Raw genomic sequence first — 14,381 nt, 5'->3', positions numbered from 1 at the left:
TCTGCCTAACCTGATCGGGAATCAACAACCACCCCGCCCGCGGCACTCATCACCCGGCGCCCAGACAGAGGACAACATCGTGGCAAAGTACACCCCGCAGGAACTGGCAGACACCCTCAAGGAAGGCCTGCTGTCCTTCCCGGTGACGGCTTTCGACGCCAACCTGCAGTTCGACGAGGAAAGCTACCGCAAGCACCTCGCCTGGCAGGCCAGCTTCCCCGTGGCCGGCCTCTTCGCAGCAGGCGGCACCGGCGAGGGTTTCTCCCTCACCCCTGCGGAATCCGAGCGTGTTGTCAGCGCCGCCGTTGATGAAGTGGGCTCCATGGTTCCCGTCCTGGCCTCCGCCGGCGGTTCCACTGCCCAGGCCATCGAAAACGCCAAGGCTGCCGAAGCCGCGGGTGCCGACGGTCTCCTGCTCCTCCCCCCGTACCTGACCGAGGCTGACCAGGGCGGCCTGACCGACCACGTCAGCGCCATCTGCTGCGCCACGTCGCTGGGTGTGATCATCTACAACCGCGCCAACGCCATCTACAAGGACACCACCGTGGCCACCCTCGCGGACCGCCACGAGAACCTCATTGGCTTCAAGGACGGCGTGGGCGACCTCGAACACGATGCCCGCGTCTACGCCAAGCTCGGCGACCGCCTCTTCTACCTCGGCGGCCTTCCCACAGCGGAGACGTTCGCCCTTCCGCTGCTGCAGCTCGGGATGAGCACCTACTCTTCCGCCATGTACAACTTCGTCCCGCAGTTCGCGCTGGACTTTTACCAGGACGTCCGCAACAACGATCGCGTGGCCGTGAACAAGAAGCTCAACGAGTTCGTGATCCCGTACCTGGACATCCGCGACCGGGTCAAGGGCTACTCCGTCTCCATCGTCAAGGGCGGCCTCGACGCCATCGGCCGCCCGGCCGGCGGTGTCCGCCCGCCGCTGCAGAACCTGGCACCCCAGGATCTCGCGGATCTCAAAGCCCTCATCGCCCGCGTTTCCTGAACAACCGTCTCCTGACCACCTCTCCCTAGGAGCAACAACAGTGACACTCACCGGACATTCCTTCATCGCCGGGCAGCCCCTCGTCGGCGGCGGCAAGACCACTTTCGGATTCAACCCCGCCACGAATGAACAGCTGGACCCCGCCTACTCGCTGATCACCGAAGAACAGCTGACGACGGCGACCTCCGCCGCCGCCGCTGCCTACCCCTCCTTCTCCACCCTGGATCCGGAAACCCTCGCCGCGTTCCTGGACGCCATCGCTGACAACATCGAGGCCATCGGCGAGGAACTGATCATCCGCGCCGGCCAGGAAACCGGGCTTCCGGCTGCCCGGCTGCAAGGCGAACGGGCCCGCACCACCGGCCAGCTCCGCCTCTTCGCGAACGTTGTCCGGCAGGGCGATTTCCGCGGCGTCCGCATTGACCCGGCCATCCCGGACCGTGCCCCGTTGCCGCGTGCGGACATCCGCCAGCGGCAGATCCCGCTCGGCCCCGTGGCAGTGTTCGGCGCCAGCAACTTCCCGCTGGCGTTCTCGACGGCGGGCGGCGACACCGCCTCGGCCCTCGCCGCGGGCTGCCCTGTCGTGTTCAAGGCCCACAACGCCCACCCCGGCACCAGCGAACTGGTCGGCCAGGCAGTGGCCAAGGCCGTCAAGGACTTCGGCCTGCACCCCGGCGTGTTCTCGCTCGTCTATGGCCCCGGGGCCAGCATCGGCCAGGCCCTGGTGACCGACCCTGCGATCAAGGCCGTGGGGTTCACCGGTTCCCAGGCCGCCGGCATATCGCTGATGCGCACCGCGGCCGCCCGGCCCGAACCCATCCCCGTCTACGCCGAAATGTCCTCGCTCAATCCTGTTTTCGTCTTTGAAGGCGCCCTCAACGGCTCCGCCGAAGACATCGATGCCCTCGCCGCCCAGTACGTCACCGCGGTCACCGGAAGCTCCGGGCAGCTCTGCACCTCTCCCGGACTGCTGTTCGCCCCCGCAGGCGAGGCAGGGGACAAACTCGCTGCCGCCGTCGGCCGCGCCGTCTCGGCCTGTGCAGGACAGACCATGCTCACGGAGGGCATCGCCGGATCCTGGAACGCCGGCGCCGAAGCCCTCGGCGCCGCAGCCGGCGTCACCGTCGTCGGACAGGGCACCACCGGCCCCACCGAAAACGCCCCGGCGCCCACCATCTTCGGCACCCAGGTCCGGGACTTCGTCACCAACCACGTCCTCCACCAGGAAATCTTCGGCGCAGCATCCCTGGTCATCCGCTACTCCAACACCGAAGAGCTCCTGGACGCCATCACCAAACTCGAAGGCCAGCTCACCGCCACCCTGCAGCTCACCGAGGCCGACTATCCGACGGCGGCGCCCCTGATCCCTGCCCTCGAACAGAAAGTGGGCCGCATCATCATCAACGGCTGGCCCACCGGCGTCGAAGTAGGCCACGCCATGGTCCACGGCGGCCCCTTCCCCGCCACCTCCGACTCCCGCACCACCTCCGTAGGCACCCTCGCCATCAACCGTTTCCTGCGCCCCGTCGCCTACCAAAACCTCCCCCAGGAACTCCTCCCCGTCCCGCTGCAGGACACCAACCCCTGGCACCTCAACCGGCGCATCGACGGCACCGTGGTTACGGCAGATGCAGAGGTCAACGCATGAGCACCCAGCCCACCATCGCCAAGACTGAGGTCGTCCCGGTCGCCGGGCACGACAGCATGCTGATGAACCTCAGCGGTGCCCACGGACCCTTCTTCACCCGCAACGTGGTCATCATTACCGATTCAGACGGACGCACCGGACTGGGCGAGGTGCCCGGCGGCGAGAAGATCAAGGCCACCATCGAGGAAGCCGGGACGCTCATCACCGGCCAGCCCGTGGCCCGCTACCGCTCCCTGCTGCGGGAAGTCGCGGCGGAGTTTGCCGACCGCGACGCCGGCGGGCGCGGCCTACAGACCTTCGACCTGCGCACCACCGTGCATGCCGTCACCGCCGTCGAATCCGCCCTGCTGGACCTTCATGGGCAGTTCCTCGGCGTCCCCGTCGCCGAACTGCTGGGCGATGGCCAGCAGCGCACGTCGGTGCCGATGCTCGGCTACCTCTTTTTTATCGGCGATCACAGGCGGACCGATCTTCCCTACCTCGTGGAGGAATCGCCGTCGGATCGCTGGGAGAAGCTGCGCCGCCAGGAGGCCATGACACCGGAAGCCGTGGTGGCCCTGGCGGAAGCGGCCCAGGAGCGCTACGGCTTCAGCGACTTCAAGCTCAAGGGCGGCGTACTGTCCGGGGATGACGAAGTTGATGTGGTCACTGCCCTCGCCAAGCGCTTCCCCGACGCGCGGGTCACCCTTGATCCGAACGGCGGCTGGCTCCTGGAGGAAGCCATCCGCCTCGGCAAGCGGATGCAGGGCGTCGTGGCTTATGCGGAGGATCCGTGCGGCGCGGAAGGCCGGTTCTCGGGCCGCGAGGTGATGGCCGAATTCCGCCGTGCCACCGGCCTCAAAACTGCCACGAACATGATCGCCACGGACTGGCGGGAAATGTCGCACGCCATCCGCAGCAACGCCGTCGACATCCCGCTGGCCGATCCCCACTTCTGGACCATGTCCGGCTCCGTCCGCGTCGCGCAACTGTGCAACGAATTCGGCCTGACCTGGGGATCACACTCGAACAACCACTTCGACATCTCGCTGGCCATGTTCACCCACACCGGTGCCGCGGCTCCGGGTGAGATCACGGCGCTGGACACGCACTGGATCTGGCAGGACGGGCAGGGCCTGACCAAGAACCCGCTGCAGATCCACGACGGCGCCATCGAAGTCCCCTCTGCTCCGGGCCTGGGCATCGAACTGGACCGTGAGGCGCTGGACAAGGCTCACGAGCTGTACCTGCAGCACGGCCTTGATGCCCGCGACGACAGCATCGGCATGCAGTACTACATCGATGGCTGGTCCTTTGATCCGAAGCGGCCCTGCCTGGTCCGGTAAGGACGTTAGACCACAGCATCCGCACGGCCGCCTCCTCCCGCAAACAGGGGATGGCCGTGCGGAGTCTGATAGCTGGACAGCTACATAGAAGGGCGCACTTTTGGGCGGCGTTGTCTCCGCAATACTCATCGTCTCCGCGGTCATCGCTGCAGGCTATTTCGCGGCCCGGCTTCGGATCCTCGGACCCGAGGTCCAGGGTGCCCTGACCCGCACTGCCTTCTACATCACCAACCCGGCGCTGCTGTTTACGGTAGTCGCCGGCAGCGACATCCGCGCTGCACTGGGAACCGATGCCCCGCTCGCGCTGCTCTCCGCAGCGATAGTGGGGCTTCTCTATTGGCTGGCGAGTTTCCTGTTCTTTCGGCGTCCGGTGGCGGAGACCGCCGTCGGGGCCATGGCAAGCAGCTACGCGAACGCCAACAATATTGGCATCCCCGTCTCCCTCTACGCGGTGGGGACGGCGCAGCATGTGGCCCCAGTGCTCCTGGTCCAGCTCCTGGTGCTGGCGCCGTTCTACCTCACTGTCCTGGGGCTGGCCTCAGGCTCCACGATCTCGTGGCGGAAGGTGCTGCTCCAACCGTTCGCCAATCCCATGATCATCGCCTCCGGACTGGGTGTCGTCGTGGCCCTCACCGGCTGGACCGCGCCGGACCTGCTGCAAAAGCCCATCGACATGCTCGCCGGAGGCGCCGTGCCAATGGTGCTGCTGGCCTTCGGCCTCTCCCTTGCTGGCAAGGCGCCCCTGCAAAAGGGCGACGGCCGCGTGGAAACGCTCGTGGCCACGTTCCTCAAAATTGCCGGAATGCCGCTCGTCGTGTGGGGCCTGGGCCGCTTCGTTTTTGGACTGGACGGGCAGCACCTGCTCGCCAGCGTCATCATGGCCGCGCTGCCCACTGCCCAAAACGTCTTCCTCTTTGCCTCCCCCTATGGGCGCGGCATGACAGTGGCCCGCGATGTCATCCTGTGCACCACAGTGCTCAGCATCGGCGCGCTCCTGGCCGTGGCCTGGCTGGTTCACTGACTCGCCTATTGGCGCGGTCCATGGTTCCGGGTCATCACGGCTCCGGCATTTCACGGTCCCGACGGCGCCCCACAGGGCACGCAACCGTCTTTCATCACTTGTAATACAAGTTTGATACTTGTACTCTAAGTGGTGAGGGCAATGCGGCCCGTCCAGCCTGCTTTAGAGGAGCATCCATGAGCACCGTAGACGTCATCCGTCACGTCAAACTTTCCACCGCGAGACTTCCGCTCACTGTCCCGATCAGTGATGCCAAGGTCTTCACTGGCCGTCAGAAACCCATGACCGAGGTGGTCTTCCTCTTTGCCGAGATCACCACGGAGCAGGGCCACAGCGGCGTCGGCTTCAGCTACTCCAAGCGCGCCGGCGGCCCCGCCCAGTACGCGCACGCCAAGGAGGTCGCCGAAGGAATCATCGGCGAGGACCCCAACGACATCGGCAAGCTCTACACCAAGCTCCTCTGGGCCGGCGCCTCCGTGGGCCGCTCGGGCGTTGCCACCCAGGCCTTGGCTGCCATCGACATCGCCCTCTACGACCTCAAGGCCAAACGCGCCGGACTCCCCCTGGCCAAGTTCCTGGGCTCCTACCGTGATTCAGTACAGACCTACAACACCTCCGGAGGGTTCCTCAACGCCTCCCTTGACGAGGTCAAAGCCAGGGCAACCGAGCTCCTGAATGACGGCATCGGCGGCATCAAGATCAAGGTGGGCCTGCCGGATACCGCAGAGGACCTGCGCCGCGTGGCAGGCATTCGCGAGCACATCGGCTGGGACGTCCCCCTGATGGTGGATGCCAACCAACAGTGGGACCGGGCCACCGCACTGCGGATGGGGCGCCAGCTGGAGGAATTCAACCTCGTCTGGATCGAGGAGCCGCTGGATGCCTACGACTTCGAGGGCCACGCCCATCTGGCCAATGTGCTGGATACGCCCATCGCCACCGGTGAGATGCTGGCCTCCGTAGCGGAGCACAAGGGCCTGATCAGTGCCAACGGCTGCGACATCATCCAGCCTGACGCACCCCGCGTCGGCGGCATCACCCAGTTCCTGCGCCTCGCCGCTCTGGCAGACGAGCGTGGACTGGGCCTGGCCCCGCACTTCGCCATGGAAATCCACCTTCACCTCGCCGCCGCATACCCCCGCGAGCCGTGGGTGGAGCACTTCGACTGGCTGGACCCGCTGTTCAACGAACGCCTCGAAACCAAGAACGGCCGGATGCTGGTTCCGGACCGCCCCGGCCTGGGGGTCACGCTCAGCGACCAGGCGCGCGCCTGGACCACCGAAAGCGTGGAGTTCGGCGCGTAACCTTGAAGCCATGAGCCGGAACCTGACCGCGGATCTCGCCGCCGACCTTCGCACCCGCATTGTGGACGGCGTGATCCAGCCCGGGGAGAAACTCCCGAGCGAAAACACCCTGATCGGCGAATTCGGCGTCAGCCGGACAGTGGTCCGCTCCGCCCTGACCCGGCTCCAGGCTGAGGGACTGGTGGAAACCGAGCGCGGCCGGGGCAGCTTCGCGCTGACCCCTCCTGCCGAGGGGACCCCGGCCGCACCCGGCAGCCGGCCCGTGGTAACCATGGAGGACCGCCTCCACCTGCTGGAGTTCCGGATGGGCGTGGAGGCGGAGGCCGCTGCACTGGCCGCCCGCAACCACAACGACCGCCAACTCAGGGCAGTGGACAAAGCCCTTGAGGAGTTCACCGCCAGCTCGGACCACCCCGCGCACGCCATGAAGTCCGACTACGAGTTCCACCGAGCCATTGCTGCCGCCTCCGGCAATCCGTTCTATTCCGACTGCCTGTTGGCCCTCGGCCAGACCATGATCGCGATGCCGCGCACCCGGCTGATGACCGGCGTCGAGCATTATGCGCGGGACAACTTCGACCAGGTGGTGCATGAGCACCGCTCCATCCTTGCTGCCATCGCGGACCGCGACGAAGCCTCAGCCGCGGCCGCGATGCGAAGCCACCTGGCAAATTCCCGACGGCGGCTGCGAGCCTCCCGCCAATAACCCATCCTCCCCCGACCCACGCCCACCCCTCCCGCCAATAGCCCACCCCTCCCCGCCGCCCGAGGAGTTTTTGTCCATTTGTGGCGACTTCCGGCGTCGGAAGTCGCCACAAATGGACAAAAACTCGGGGTGGGTGGGGGCGTCAGCGGGGTGGTGGGTGGGCGTCAGGGGGATTCGATCAGGTCAAGCAGCCTCAGCACCGCAGGGTTGGCCGTCTCCTCGTTCCACGCCAGCTCAAGGTCCACCCGGTTCAACTCCTTGATGCCGTGCCGCCCGTCGATCTCGTGGAATTCCACCCCGGCAGGGGCAAAGGCCATGGCGGAGGCGGGCACCAGGGTCACCCCGAGTCCCGCCTGAACGAACGCCAGCAGGGCCGGCACCTGGCTGGCGTACTGGGTGATATTGGCGTGCGCGCCGGCGCTGGCAAAAAGGCGAAGCACCAGGTCATGGAAGTACCGGGCCTCCTTGGTGGAGTACATTAGCAGGGGCAGCCTGTCCAGGGAGCCCAGGGGCAATGGCTCGCCCTCTGGTGCCGCCATGTTGCCCAGCAGGGAGCTGCCCTCAGGCAGCGCCACCACCAGGCGGTCCTTCATCAGCGGCCGGGACACCACGCCAGGCCGGCCCACAATGGGACGCAGCAGGCCGATATCCACACTGCCCTTGACCAATCCATCCATCTGGTCCGTGGAAACCAGCTCCCGCAGCACAAAAGACACACCGGGCATGCTCTCGGCAGCGCGGCGCAGCATCAAAGGAAGCGCGCTCTGGCCGGCGATGGCGGTGTACCCCACAGTGATGGCGCCTGCTTCGCCCGATGAGACCCGCCGGACATCCAAATCCGTCTTGATGCACATGTCCAGGATTTGCCGTGCCCGTGGAAGCAGCGTGGCACCGGCGGCGGTCAACTCCACTTTCCTGCTGGTGCGGCCAAAAAGCTGCGTCCCGAGCTTCTTCTCGAGCATCTGGATCTGCCGGCTGAGTGGAGGCTGGGTCATGTTGAGCCTCTCGGCCGCCGCACCAAAGTGCAGTTCCTCGGCGACGGCAACAAAGGCCTCAAGTTGGGGCAAGGAAAACATTCATACCTTTACTGGATTGTTGAGTGCATAAATTGGCTTGGACTTGGATCAATTGCTCCCATTATGGTCGGTTGACGGGGAAGGGAAACAACCCCACGCCCGCCCATCCCAAGGAGCCCACCGAAGTGAACCAGGCGTACCAACCTGCATATCATCTGAACCAGGTCAGCATCACTGACGTATCCATCACGCCGGTGGCCTTCAAGGATCCGCCACTGCTCAACACCGTCGGCGTGCATGAACCGTTCGCCCTGCGGGCAGTGGTTGAGGTACACACAGACTCCGGCATCTCTGGCCTGGGCGAAACCTATGGCGACGCCGGCCACATCGCCCGCCTCGAACTGGCGGCGCGCGCCCTGACCGGCGCTGACGTCTTCAACATCAACGAACTGCGCAGCCGGGTTGCCATGTCCCTGCAGCAGGACACCATCCGCGGCGGCCACGGCATGAGCGGCATGGTCACAGGATCCAGCACCACTGACAGGGTCCTCTCCGCGTTCGATGTGGCCGCTTTGGACATCCAGGGAAAGCTTCTGGGCCGCCCGGTCAGCGACCTGCTCGGCGGGGCCGTCAGGGACTCGGTGCAGTTCAGCGGATACCTCTTCTACAAGTGGGCCGGCCACCCCGGCCAGGAGGATGACGCGTGGGGCGCAGCCCTGGACCCGGCCGGAATCGTCCGCCAGGCACGGGCCATGGTGGACCGGTACGGCTTCCAGGCGCTCAAGCTTAAGGCAGGCGTATTCCCGCCGGAGGAAGAAACAGCGGCCATCAAAGCCCTTGCCGCCGAATTCCCCGGCGTGCCGCTGCGCATCGATCCCAACGGCGCCTGGACCGTGGAGACCTCCATCCGGGTGGGGAAGGAACTGGACGGCATCCTTGAGTACCTGGAGGACCCGACCCCCGGCATCGAGGGCATGGCAGCCGTCCGCAGGGAGGTGGGCATGCCGCTGGCAACGAACATGTGCGTGGTCAGCTTTGCCGACGTTGCCCCGGCAGTGGCTGCAGGCGCCGTGGACGTCATCCTCTCAGATCACCACTTCTGGGGAGGCCTGCGCCGGACCCAATTCCTGGCGGGCATCACCGAGACCTTTGGCCTGGGCCTGTCCATGCATTCAAATTCCCATTTGGGCATCAGCCTGGCTGCCATGGTCCATCTCGCGGCCGCCACCCCCAACCTCGACTACGCCTGTGACACACACTGGCCATGGAAGGACCCGGCCGAAGACGTTATTGCCCCGGGCCAGTTCGCCTTCGAGGGCGGCGCCGTCACGGTCCCCACCGGCCCCGGGCTGGGAGTGGAACTGGACGGTGACGCCCTGGCCCGCCTGCACCGGCAGTACCTGGATTCCGGGCTGCGGAGCCGGGACGACACGGGTTACATGAAACGCCTCCACCCCTCCTACCAGCTCCAGAGTCCCCGCTGGTGAGTGCTGCGGCAGCTTCCCCACACCGTCCGTCTTCCCCTCCGGAAGCACTGCGCATCGTGGTCACCGATCCGATCATCAGCCGTTTCCAGAACCGCTTAACGCTCGACGGCGGCCATCACCACTGGAACATGGCGGCGGCTTGGACACCGGAACGACAGCTGGAGGCGCTGGCGGGTGCCGACGTCGTCGTCTGCTCTTCCCTCAACCCCGAGCAGGCGGCGGCCGCAAGACGGCTGCGGCTGGTGCACGTGACGGGCGCCGGCTACGACAAAATTTCCTTTCCGGAACTGGCGGCGGAGGCGGCAGTCGCCAACACCTTCCACCATGCACGGCCCATCGCCGAACACGTCCTCATGGTCACCCTGATGCTTTCCCGGAACGTTGTGGCCGCCGACCAAGCCGTCCGTAACGGGCAGTGGCGGACCATCGCCACGGACAGCACCGTGCCCTTCCATCCCTCCCTGGGCGATCTCACGGTGGGGATGGTGGGGCTGGGTTCCATCGGGGCCGAGGTGGCACGCCTGGCCGGGCAGCTGGGAATGAAGGTCAGGGCTGTCCGCCGCACACCCACGGCGTCCGTTCCCGACGGCGTGAAGCTGGACTGGGTGGGCGGGAACGACGAACTTCCCCGGCTCCTGGCCGCGTCAGACGTTGTGGTGGTCACCGTTCCACTGGATTCCTCCACACAGGGCTTGGTCGGGGCTGCTGAGTTGGCGGCGATGAAGAAGTCGGCGCTCCTTATAAACGTCTCGCGCGGCCCGGTGGTGGATCAGGCTGCGTTGTATTCGGCCCTCAAAGACAGGCGAATTGCCGGTGCAGGCATCGACGTCTGGTGGGGATCACCGGCCGACGGCGCTGTTCCGCCGGCGGCGCTTCCCTTCGCCTCGCTGGACAACACCGTGCTGACGCCGCACCATTCCGGACATGCCAGGACCACCTTCGAACGCCGTGCGGAGGACATTGCCGCCAACATCCGCCGGCTCTCGGAGGGCAGGGAACTGGTGAATGTGGTGCCCAGGACGTTTGGGCACGGGACGGTCAGGACACCACTGCGGCCAGCGTGAGCTGGCCGATCAGCAGCACGCTTCCCAGTGCAGAGGCGCCCAGCGCCAGCAGCTTGAGGCGTGCGGCATTAAGGAAGCGGTTCACCCACCGCGACGCCGCGTAGCCGGCCACCACGGCAGGGACCATCCAGAGCGCCAGCATCAGCATCCCGGGTGTGACAACACCTGCGAGCCCCAGCGACACCAGGGACATCGCGGAGCCCACCATAAAGAACGCACTCATGGTGCCCCGAAGCTGCGGGCCGTGGTGCCCCTGCCAGATCAGTGCCATGGGCGGCCCGCCGATGGATGTCGCCGTGCCCATGATCCCGGAGGCCGCCCCCGCCGCGATCAGGTTCACCCTGACAGGAGGCGGCGCCCATCCCCTGGCAGCCAATACCAGGCCTGCCACCACCACGATGGCAACGGCCCACGCCAGGCCCTCCTTAGACAGGGCCGCCACCAGGAAGGCGCCCGCAATGCTTCCGGGGATCCGGCCCACCAGTGCCCACCCTGTACCGCGCAGGTCCAGGCTCTGGCGCTCCCGCACAGTGACCATAATGGTCACCAGCAGGGCAAGGAGAATCAGCGTAGCGGGCAGCAGCTCCGGCTCCACCATCGCGATGACCGGCGCGGCCAGCATTCCCATGCCGAAACCTGTCGAGGCCTGCAGGCAGGCTGCCAGGAAGATCACACCGGCGATGACTGCATACTCTGGGGCGTTCATCCGGCCGAAGCAGCGGCGCCTGTCAGTCCCTTGATGGCGGCCAGTGGAAAGTGGCATTCCGCCACGTGCCGGGTGCCATCGGGGGCCGCCAGCACCTGGGGTTCCGGCGCCACCTTGGCGCAGATGTCCTGTGCCTGCCAGCACCGGGTACGGAAGCGGCAGCCCGACGGCGGATCCAACGGAGAGGGCAGCTCACCTTTCAGGACAATTCTGTCCCGCTTCGCCCCGCTGACGTCCAGCTTCGGCGACGCCGACATCAGGGCAGCCGTGTAGGGGTGCCGAGGGTGGTCAAAGACCTCTTCCGTGGCTCCCGTTTCGATGATCCTGCCCAGGTACATCACCGCCACCCTGTCTGCCACATGCCTGACCACCGTGAGGTCATGGGAGATGAAGATGTAGGACACCCCAAGCTCCTTTTGAAGGTCATTGAGCAGGTTCAGGACCTGCGCCTGCACGGAGAGGTCAAGGGCTGAGACTGGTTCGTCCAGGATGATGACGTCAGGGTTCAGTGCCAAGGCACGGGCAATGCCCAGGCGCTGCCGCTGGCCGCCGGAGAACTCCTGCGGCGATTTGCGGGCATCGGACGGACGCAGTCCCACCAGATGCAGCAGTTCGCGGACCCTGGCCTCGCGCTCCTTCGACGACGGATAGAGGCTACGGTGCGTGGCCCACGGTTCGGAGACGATGTCGCCGGCACTCATCCGCGCGTTAAGGGAGGCAAAGGGGTCCTGGAACACCATCTGGACCCGCCGACGCCACGTGAGCAATTCCTTCCCGCGCAGTCCAAAGGGGTTGGTTCCTTCAAAACTGACGGTCCCTTCGTCAGGCGTCTCCAGCATCATCAGGGTCCTGGCCAGCGTGGACTTTCCACACCCTGACTCACCCACCAGGCCCAGTGTCTCGCCGCGTCCCACGCTCAGGCTGATCCCGTCCAGGGCCTTCAGCCGGGTGTTGCCGCTGGCGCTCCTGGCGACGTGGAAAGTCTTGGAGAGGCCGTCGATTTTCAGCAGGGGCTCAGACATTGTTCAGCTCCTCACTGAAGTGGCAGGCGGCGGCGCGTACCGGCCTCGCCTGGGTGTCAGGCTGGGTGCCGGGCTGGATGCCGGAATGTGTGTCAGGCACGCGTTGGTCCGGGGTGCCAGGTTGGGTAACGGGACGCAGGACGGGGCGCTCAGCCCGGCAGATGTCCTGCACCAGGGGACAACGGGACTGATAGACGCAGCCGGAGGGGATGTCGTGAAGTTCCGGCGGGCTGCCGGCGATGGACTTCAGCTGGGCGCCGCGTTCCAAATGCACGGGCACCGACTCCAGGAGGCCCTTGGTGTAGGGGTGGCGGGGATCGGAGAAGACCTCGGAGACCGGACCGCTCTCCACCACGTTGCCCGCGTACATGACAGCCACTGAATCGGCTTCTTCAGCCACCACAGCCAGGTCGTGGGTAATCAGGACAACGGCCATTTGGCCCTCTTCCCGGAGGGTCCGCAGCAGCTGCATGATCTGTGCCTGGACCGTGACGTCCAGGGCGGTGGTGGGCTCGTCGGCGATCAGCAGCCGCGGGTTGAGGGCAACGGCCATGGCGATCAGGATGCGCTGGCGCATGCCCCCGGAAAACTGATGGGGGTAGGAATTGATTCTGGACTCGGGCTCCGGAATTCCCACGCGCTTCATCAGGTCCACGGCCTCAACCCGGGCCTGCCTGGCGTTGAGGCCACGGTGGATCCGGAACGCCTCGCCCAGCTGGGTGCCCACGGTATAGACGGGATTCAGGGCCGTGAGAGCGTCCTGGAAGACGATGCCCAGTTCGGGCCCGGCGAACTTGAGCCGTTCCTTGGGAGTCAGCGGCGCGAGGTCCGTCCCATTCAGGATGATCTCTCCGCCGGCCAGGTCACAGACCGGATCCATGATTCCGGCAAGTGCCTTGGCTGTCATGGACTTGCCACAGCCGGATTCGCCCAGCAGGGCCAAGGTTTCCCCGGCACGCGCCTCGAATGCCACGCTGTTGACAGCGCGGACTGTGCCCCTGTGGGTTCGGATGTCCACGGCGAGGTCCCTGACCTGCAGGACAACATCATGGGCCCTGGCCTCTTCTCGCGGGTTGCCTGCGGTCCCGGTACGTGGCGCGCGAGCTTGTTCTGCAGCTGTTCTCACGGCTGTGCCTCCTTGACTGGAATGCGGGCAATCAGCCGCTTGCGGGGAAGGGCGAGGCGCCAGCGCTGGGCCGGATCAGTGGCGATCCGCAGCCAGGCGGCCAGCACGTTGGCGGCGATGGTGGTGATAACGATGGCAACGCCGGGAAAGATGGAAAGCCACCAGGCGGTCTGCAGGTATTGACGTCCCTGAGACACCATCAGGCCCCAGCTCACGTCCGGCGGCTGGATGCCGATGCCCAGGAAACTCAGGGAGGATTCGGCGAGCATAACGTAGCAGAATTCCAGGGTGGCCAGCGTGAGGAGGGTGGGCAACACCACGGGGATGACATGCCGGCCGATGATCGCGTTGGGCCTGGCGCCAAAGGTACGGGCCGCATCCACGAATGTCCTGCTCTGCAGCTCGGCTGACTCCGCCCGGGCGGTGCGGAGATAAATCGGAATTCGGGTGAGGGCCAGGATCAGCACGATGTTGCCGGCGCTGGGGCTAAAGACGTACAGGACAACGACGGCCAGGAGCAGGGAGGGGAAGCTCATGATGACGTCGGCTATGCGCATGGACACGTTCTCGCGCCAGCCGCGGTGATAGCCGGCCCAGACTCCCCACAGCGAACCAATCAGCAGCGCCACCGCCACGGCGGGAAGGGCCACGGAGAAGGTGGTCCGGCTGGCCACCACCAGCCTGGCCAGCATGCTCCGGCCCAGGGAATCGCTGCCCAGGATGTATTCCCACCCATAGGCGAAGCTGAAGGGGGCCTTGTTGGCGAACAGCAGGTTCTGTTTGGTGGCCAGGTCACCCATCAGTGCCGGCCCGATGAGGGCGGTCAGTCCGATCAGGACCAGGAGGACAGCGGATACGGTGGCGAACCGGTCCTTTAATAGGAGACGGAAGAGGCTTAGCCTTCCTTCCTGCTTTTCGGTGCCCTTAACAGCGGCGCTTTCAGTCGATGGACTTTTCATGGC

The 14,381-nt window shown here is 65.9% G+C and carries 13 protein-coding genes; 8 read left to right on the top strand and 5 right to left on the bottom strand.

The features are described from left to right. The first annotated feature begins 79 nt into the window (after positions 1 to 79). The 6 genes from kdgD (at position 80) to M1E17_RS00180 (ending at position 6,998) form a co-directional block, all read left to right on the top strand. On the top strand, positions 80 to 994 hold the full coding sequence (gene kdgD / locus M1E17_RS00205; RefSeq protein WP_457964593.1) for a 5-dehydro-4-deoxyglucarate dehydratase: 915 nt from the start codon (positions 80 to 82) through the stop codon (positions 992 to 994). A gap of 40 nt (positions 995 to 1,034) precedes the next feature. Further along, positions 1,035 to 2,642 carry an aldehyde dehydrogenase (NADP(+)) gene (locus M1E17_RS00200; protein ID WP_457964591.1) on the top strand — a complete coding sequence of 536 codons (1,608 nt, stop codon included), beginning with the start codon at positions 1,035 to 1,037 and terminating at the stop codon, positions 2,640 to 2,642. Further along, the gene (locus tag M1E17_RS00195; protein WP_457964590.1) at positions 2,639 to 3,967 is read left to right on the top strand and encodes an enolase C-terminal domain-like protein; all 1,329 of its coding nucleotides are present in this window, start codon (positions 2,639 to 2,641) and stop codon (positions 3,965 to 3,967) included. Before M1E17_RS00200 ends, M1E17_RS00195 begins: the two co-directional genes overlap by 4 nt. A gap of 100 nt (positions 3,968 to 4,067) precedes the next feature. Beyond that, positions 4,068 to 4,988: an AEC family transporter gene (locus M1E17_RS00190; RefSeq protein WP_457964588.1), complete on the top strand. Its 921-nt coding sequence runs from the start codon at positions 4,068 to 4,070 to the stop codon at positions 4,986 to 4,988. Between the two features lie 176 nt (positions 4,989 to 5,164). Beyond that, complete coding sequence (locus tag M1E17_RS00185) at positions 5,165 to 6,292, top strand: L-talarate/galactarate dehydratase (protein WP_457964587.1); 1,128 nt, start codon at positions 5,165 to 5,167, stop codon at positions 6,290 to 6,292. A gap of 10 nt (positions 6,293 to 6,302) precedes the next feature. Next, complete coding sequence (locus M1E17_RS00180) at positions 6,303 to 6,998, top strand: FadR/GntR family transcriptional regulator (RefSeq protein WP_457964586.1); 696 nt, start codon at positions 6,303 to 6,305, stop codon at positions 6,996 to 6,998. Positions 6,999 to 7,162: 164 nt separating this feature from the next. Here M1E17_RS00180 and M1E17_RS00175 read toward each other — a convergent pair whose 3' ends face one another. Next, positions 7,163 to 8,074, bottom strand: coding sequence for a LysR family transcriptional regulator (locus M1E17_RS00175; RefSeq protein WP_457964584.1), 912 nt, complete (start codon positions 8,072 to 8,074; stop codon positions 7,163 to 7,165). Positions 8,075 to 8,199: 125 nt separating this feature from the next. On the opposite strand from M1E17_RS00175, the gene M1E17_RS00170 reads away from it, so the two are divergent. Continuing rightward, positions 8,200 to 9,501, top strand: coding sequence for a glucarate dehydratase family protein (locus M1E17_RS00170; RefSeq protein WP_457967909.1), 1,302 nt, complete (start codon positions 8,200 to 8,202; stop codon positions 9,499 to 9,501). Continuing rightward, positions 9,498 to 10,565 carry a 2-hydroxyacid dehydrogenase gene (locus M1E17_RS00165; RefSeq protein WP_457964582.1) on the top strand — a complete coding sequence of 356 codons (1,068 nt, stop codon included), beginning with the start codon at positions 9,498 to 9,500 and terminating at the stop codon, positions 10,563 to 10,565. The genes M1E17_RS00170 and M1E17_RS00165 overlap by 4 nt, the downstream gene beginning before the upstream one ends. Here M1E17_RS00165 and M1E17_RS00160 read toward each other — a convergent pair. Genes M1E17_RS00160 through M1E17_RS00145 form a run of 4 tightly spaced genes read right to left on the bottom strand, consistent with a single transcriptional unit; the run spans position 10,540 to position 14,378 of the window. Further along, positions 10,540 to 11,271, bottom strand: a complete 732-nt coding sequence (locus M1E17_RS00160) for a sulfite exporter TauE/SafE family protein (RefSeq protein WP_457964580.1) — start codon at positions 11,269 to 11,271, stop codon at positions 10,540 to 10,542. The two genes, M1E17_RS00165 and M1E17_RS00160, sit on opposite strands and share 26 nt — an antisense overlap. Continuing rightward, positions 11,268 to 12,293 (bottom strand): ABC transporter ATP-binding protein, encoded by a 1,026-nt coding sequence (locus M1E17_RS00155; protein ID WP_457964578.1) that lies wholly within the window; start codon positions 12,291 to 12,293, stop codon positions 11,268 to 11,270. The genes M1E17_RS00160 and M1E17_RS00155 overlap by 4 nt, the downstream gene beginning before the upstream one ends. Further along, a complete protein-coding gene (locus M1E17_RS00150; RefSeq protein WP_457964576.1) occupies positions 12,286 to 13,419 on the bottom strand; it encodes an ABC transporter ATP-binding protein in 1,134 nt (377 codons plus the stop codon). The genes M1E17_RS00155 and M1E17_RS00150 overlap by 8 nt, the downstream gene beginning before the upstream one ends. Further along, a complete protein-coding gene (locus tag M1E17_RS00145) occupies positions 13,416 to 14,378 on the bottom strand; it encodes an ABC transporter permease (protein WP_457964574.1) in 963 nt (320 codons plus the stop codon). Before M1E17_RS00145 ends, M1E17_RS00150 begins: the two co-directional genes overlap by 4 nt. Between the last annotated feature and the right edge of the window lie 3 nt (positions 14,379 to 14,381).

The sequence above is a fragment of the Arthrobacter sp. D1-29 genome (assembly GCF_054130585.1).
Note: the sequence above shows the minus strand (reverse complement) of the source record. Positions and strands in the feature narration are given on the sequence as shown.

Coding starts and splice junctions, on each gene's coding strand:
- M1E17_RS00160 (WP_457964580.1), bottom strand. CDS start 11,271: ATGAACGCCCCAGAGTATGCAGTCATCGCCGGTGTGATCTTCCTGGCA.
- M1E17_RS00195 (WP_457964590.1), top strand. CDS start 2,639: ATGAGCACCCAGCCCACCATCGCCAAGACTGAGGTCGTCCCGGTCGCC.
- M1E17_RS00155 (WP_457964578.1), bottom strand. CDS start 12,293: ATGTCTGAGCCCCTGCTGAAAATCGACGGCCTCTCCAAGACTTTCCAC.
- M1E17_RS00145 (WP_457964574.1), bottom strand. CDS start 14,378: ATGAAAAGTCCATCGACTGAAAGCGCCGCTGTTAAGGGCACCGAAAAG.
- M1E17_RS00175 (WP_457964584.1), bottom strand. CDS start 8,074: ATGTTTTCCTTGCCCCAACTTGAGGCCTTTGTTGCCGTCGCCGAGGAA.
- M1E17_RS00185 (WP_457964587.1), top strand. CDS start 5,165: ATGAGCACCGTAGACGTCATCCGTCACGTCAAACTTTCCACCGCGAGA.
- M1E17_RS00180 (WP_457964586.1), top strand. CDS start 6,303: ATGAGCCGGAACCTGACCGCGGATCTCGCCGCCGACCTTCGCACCCGC.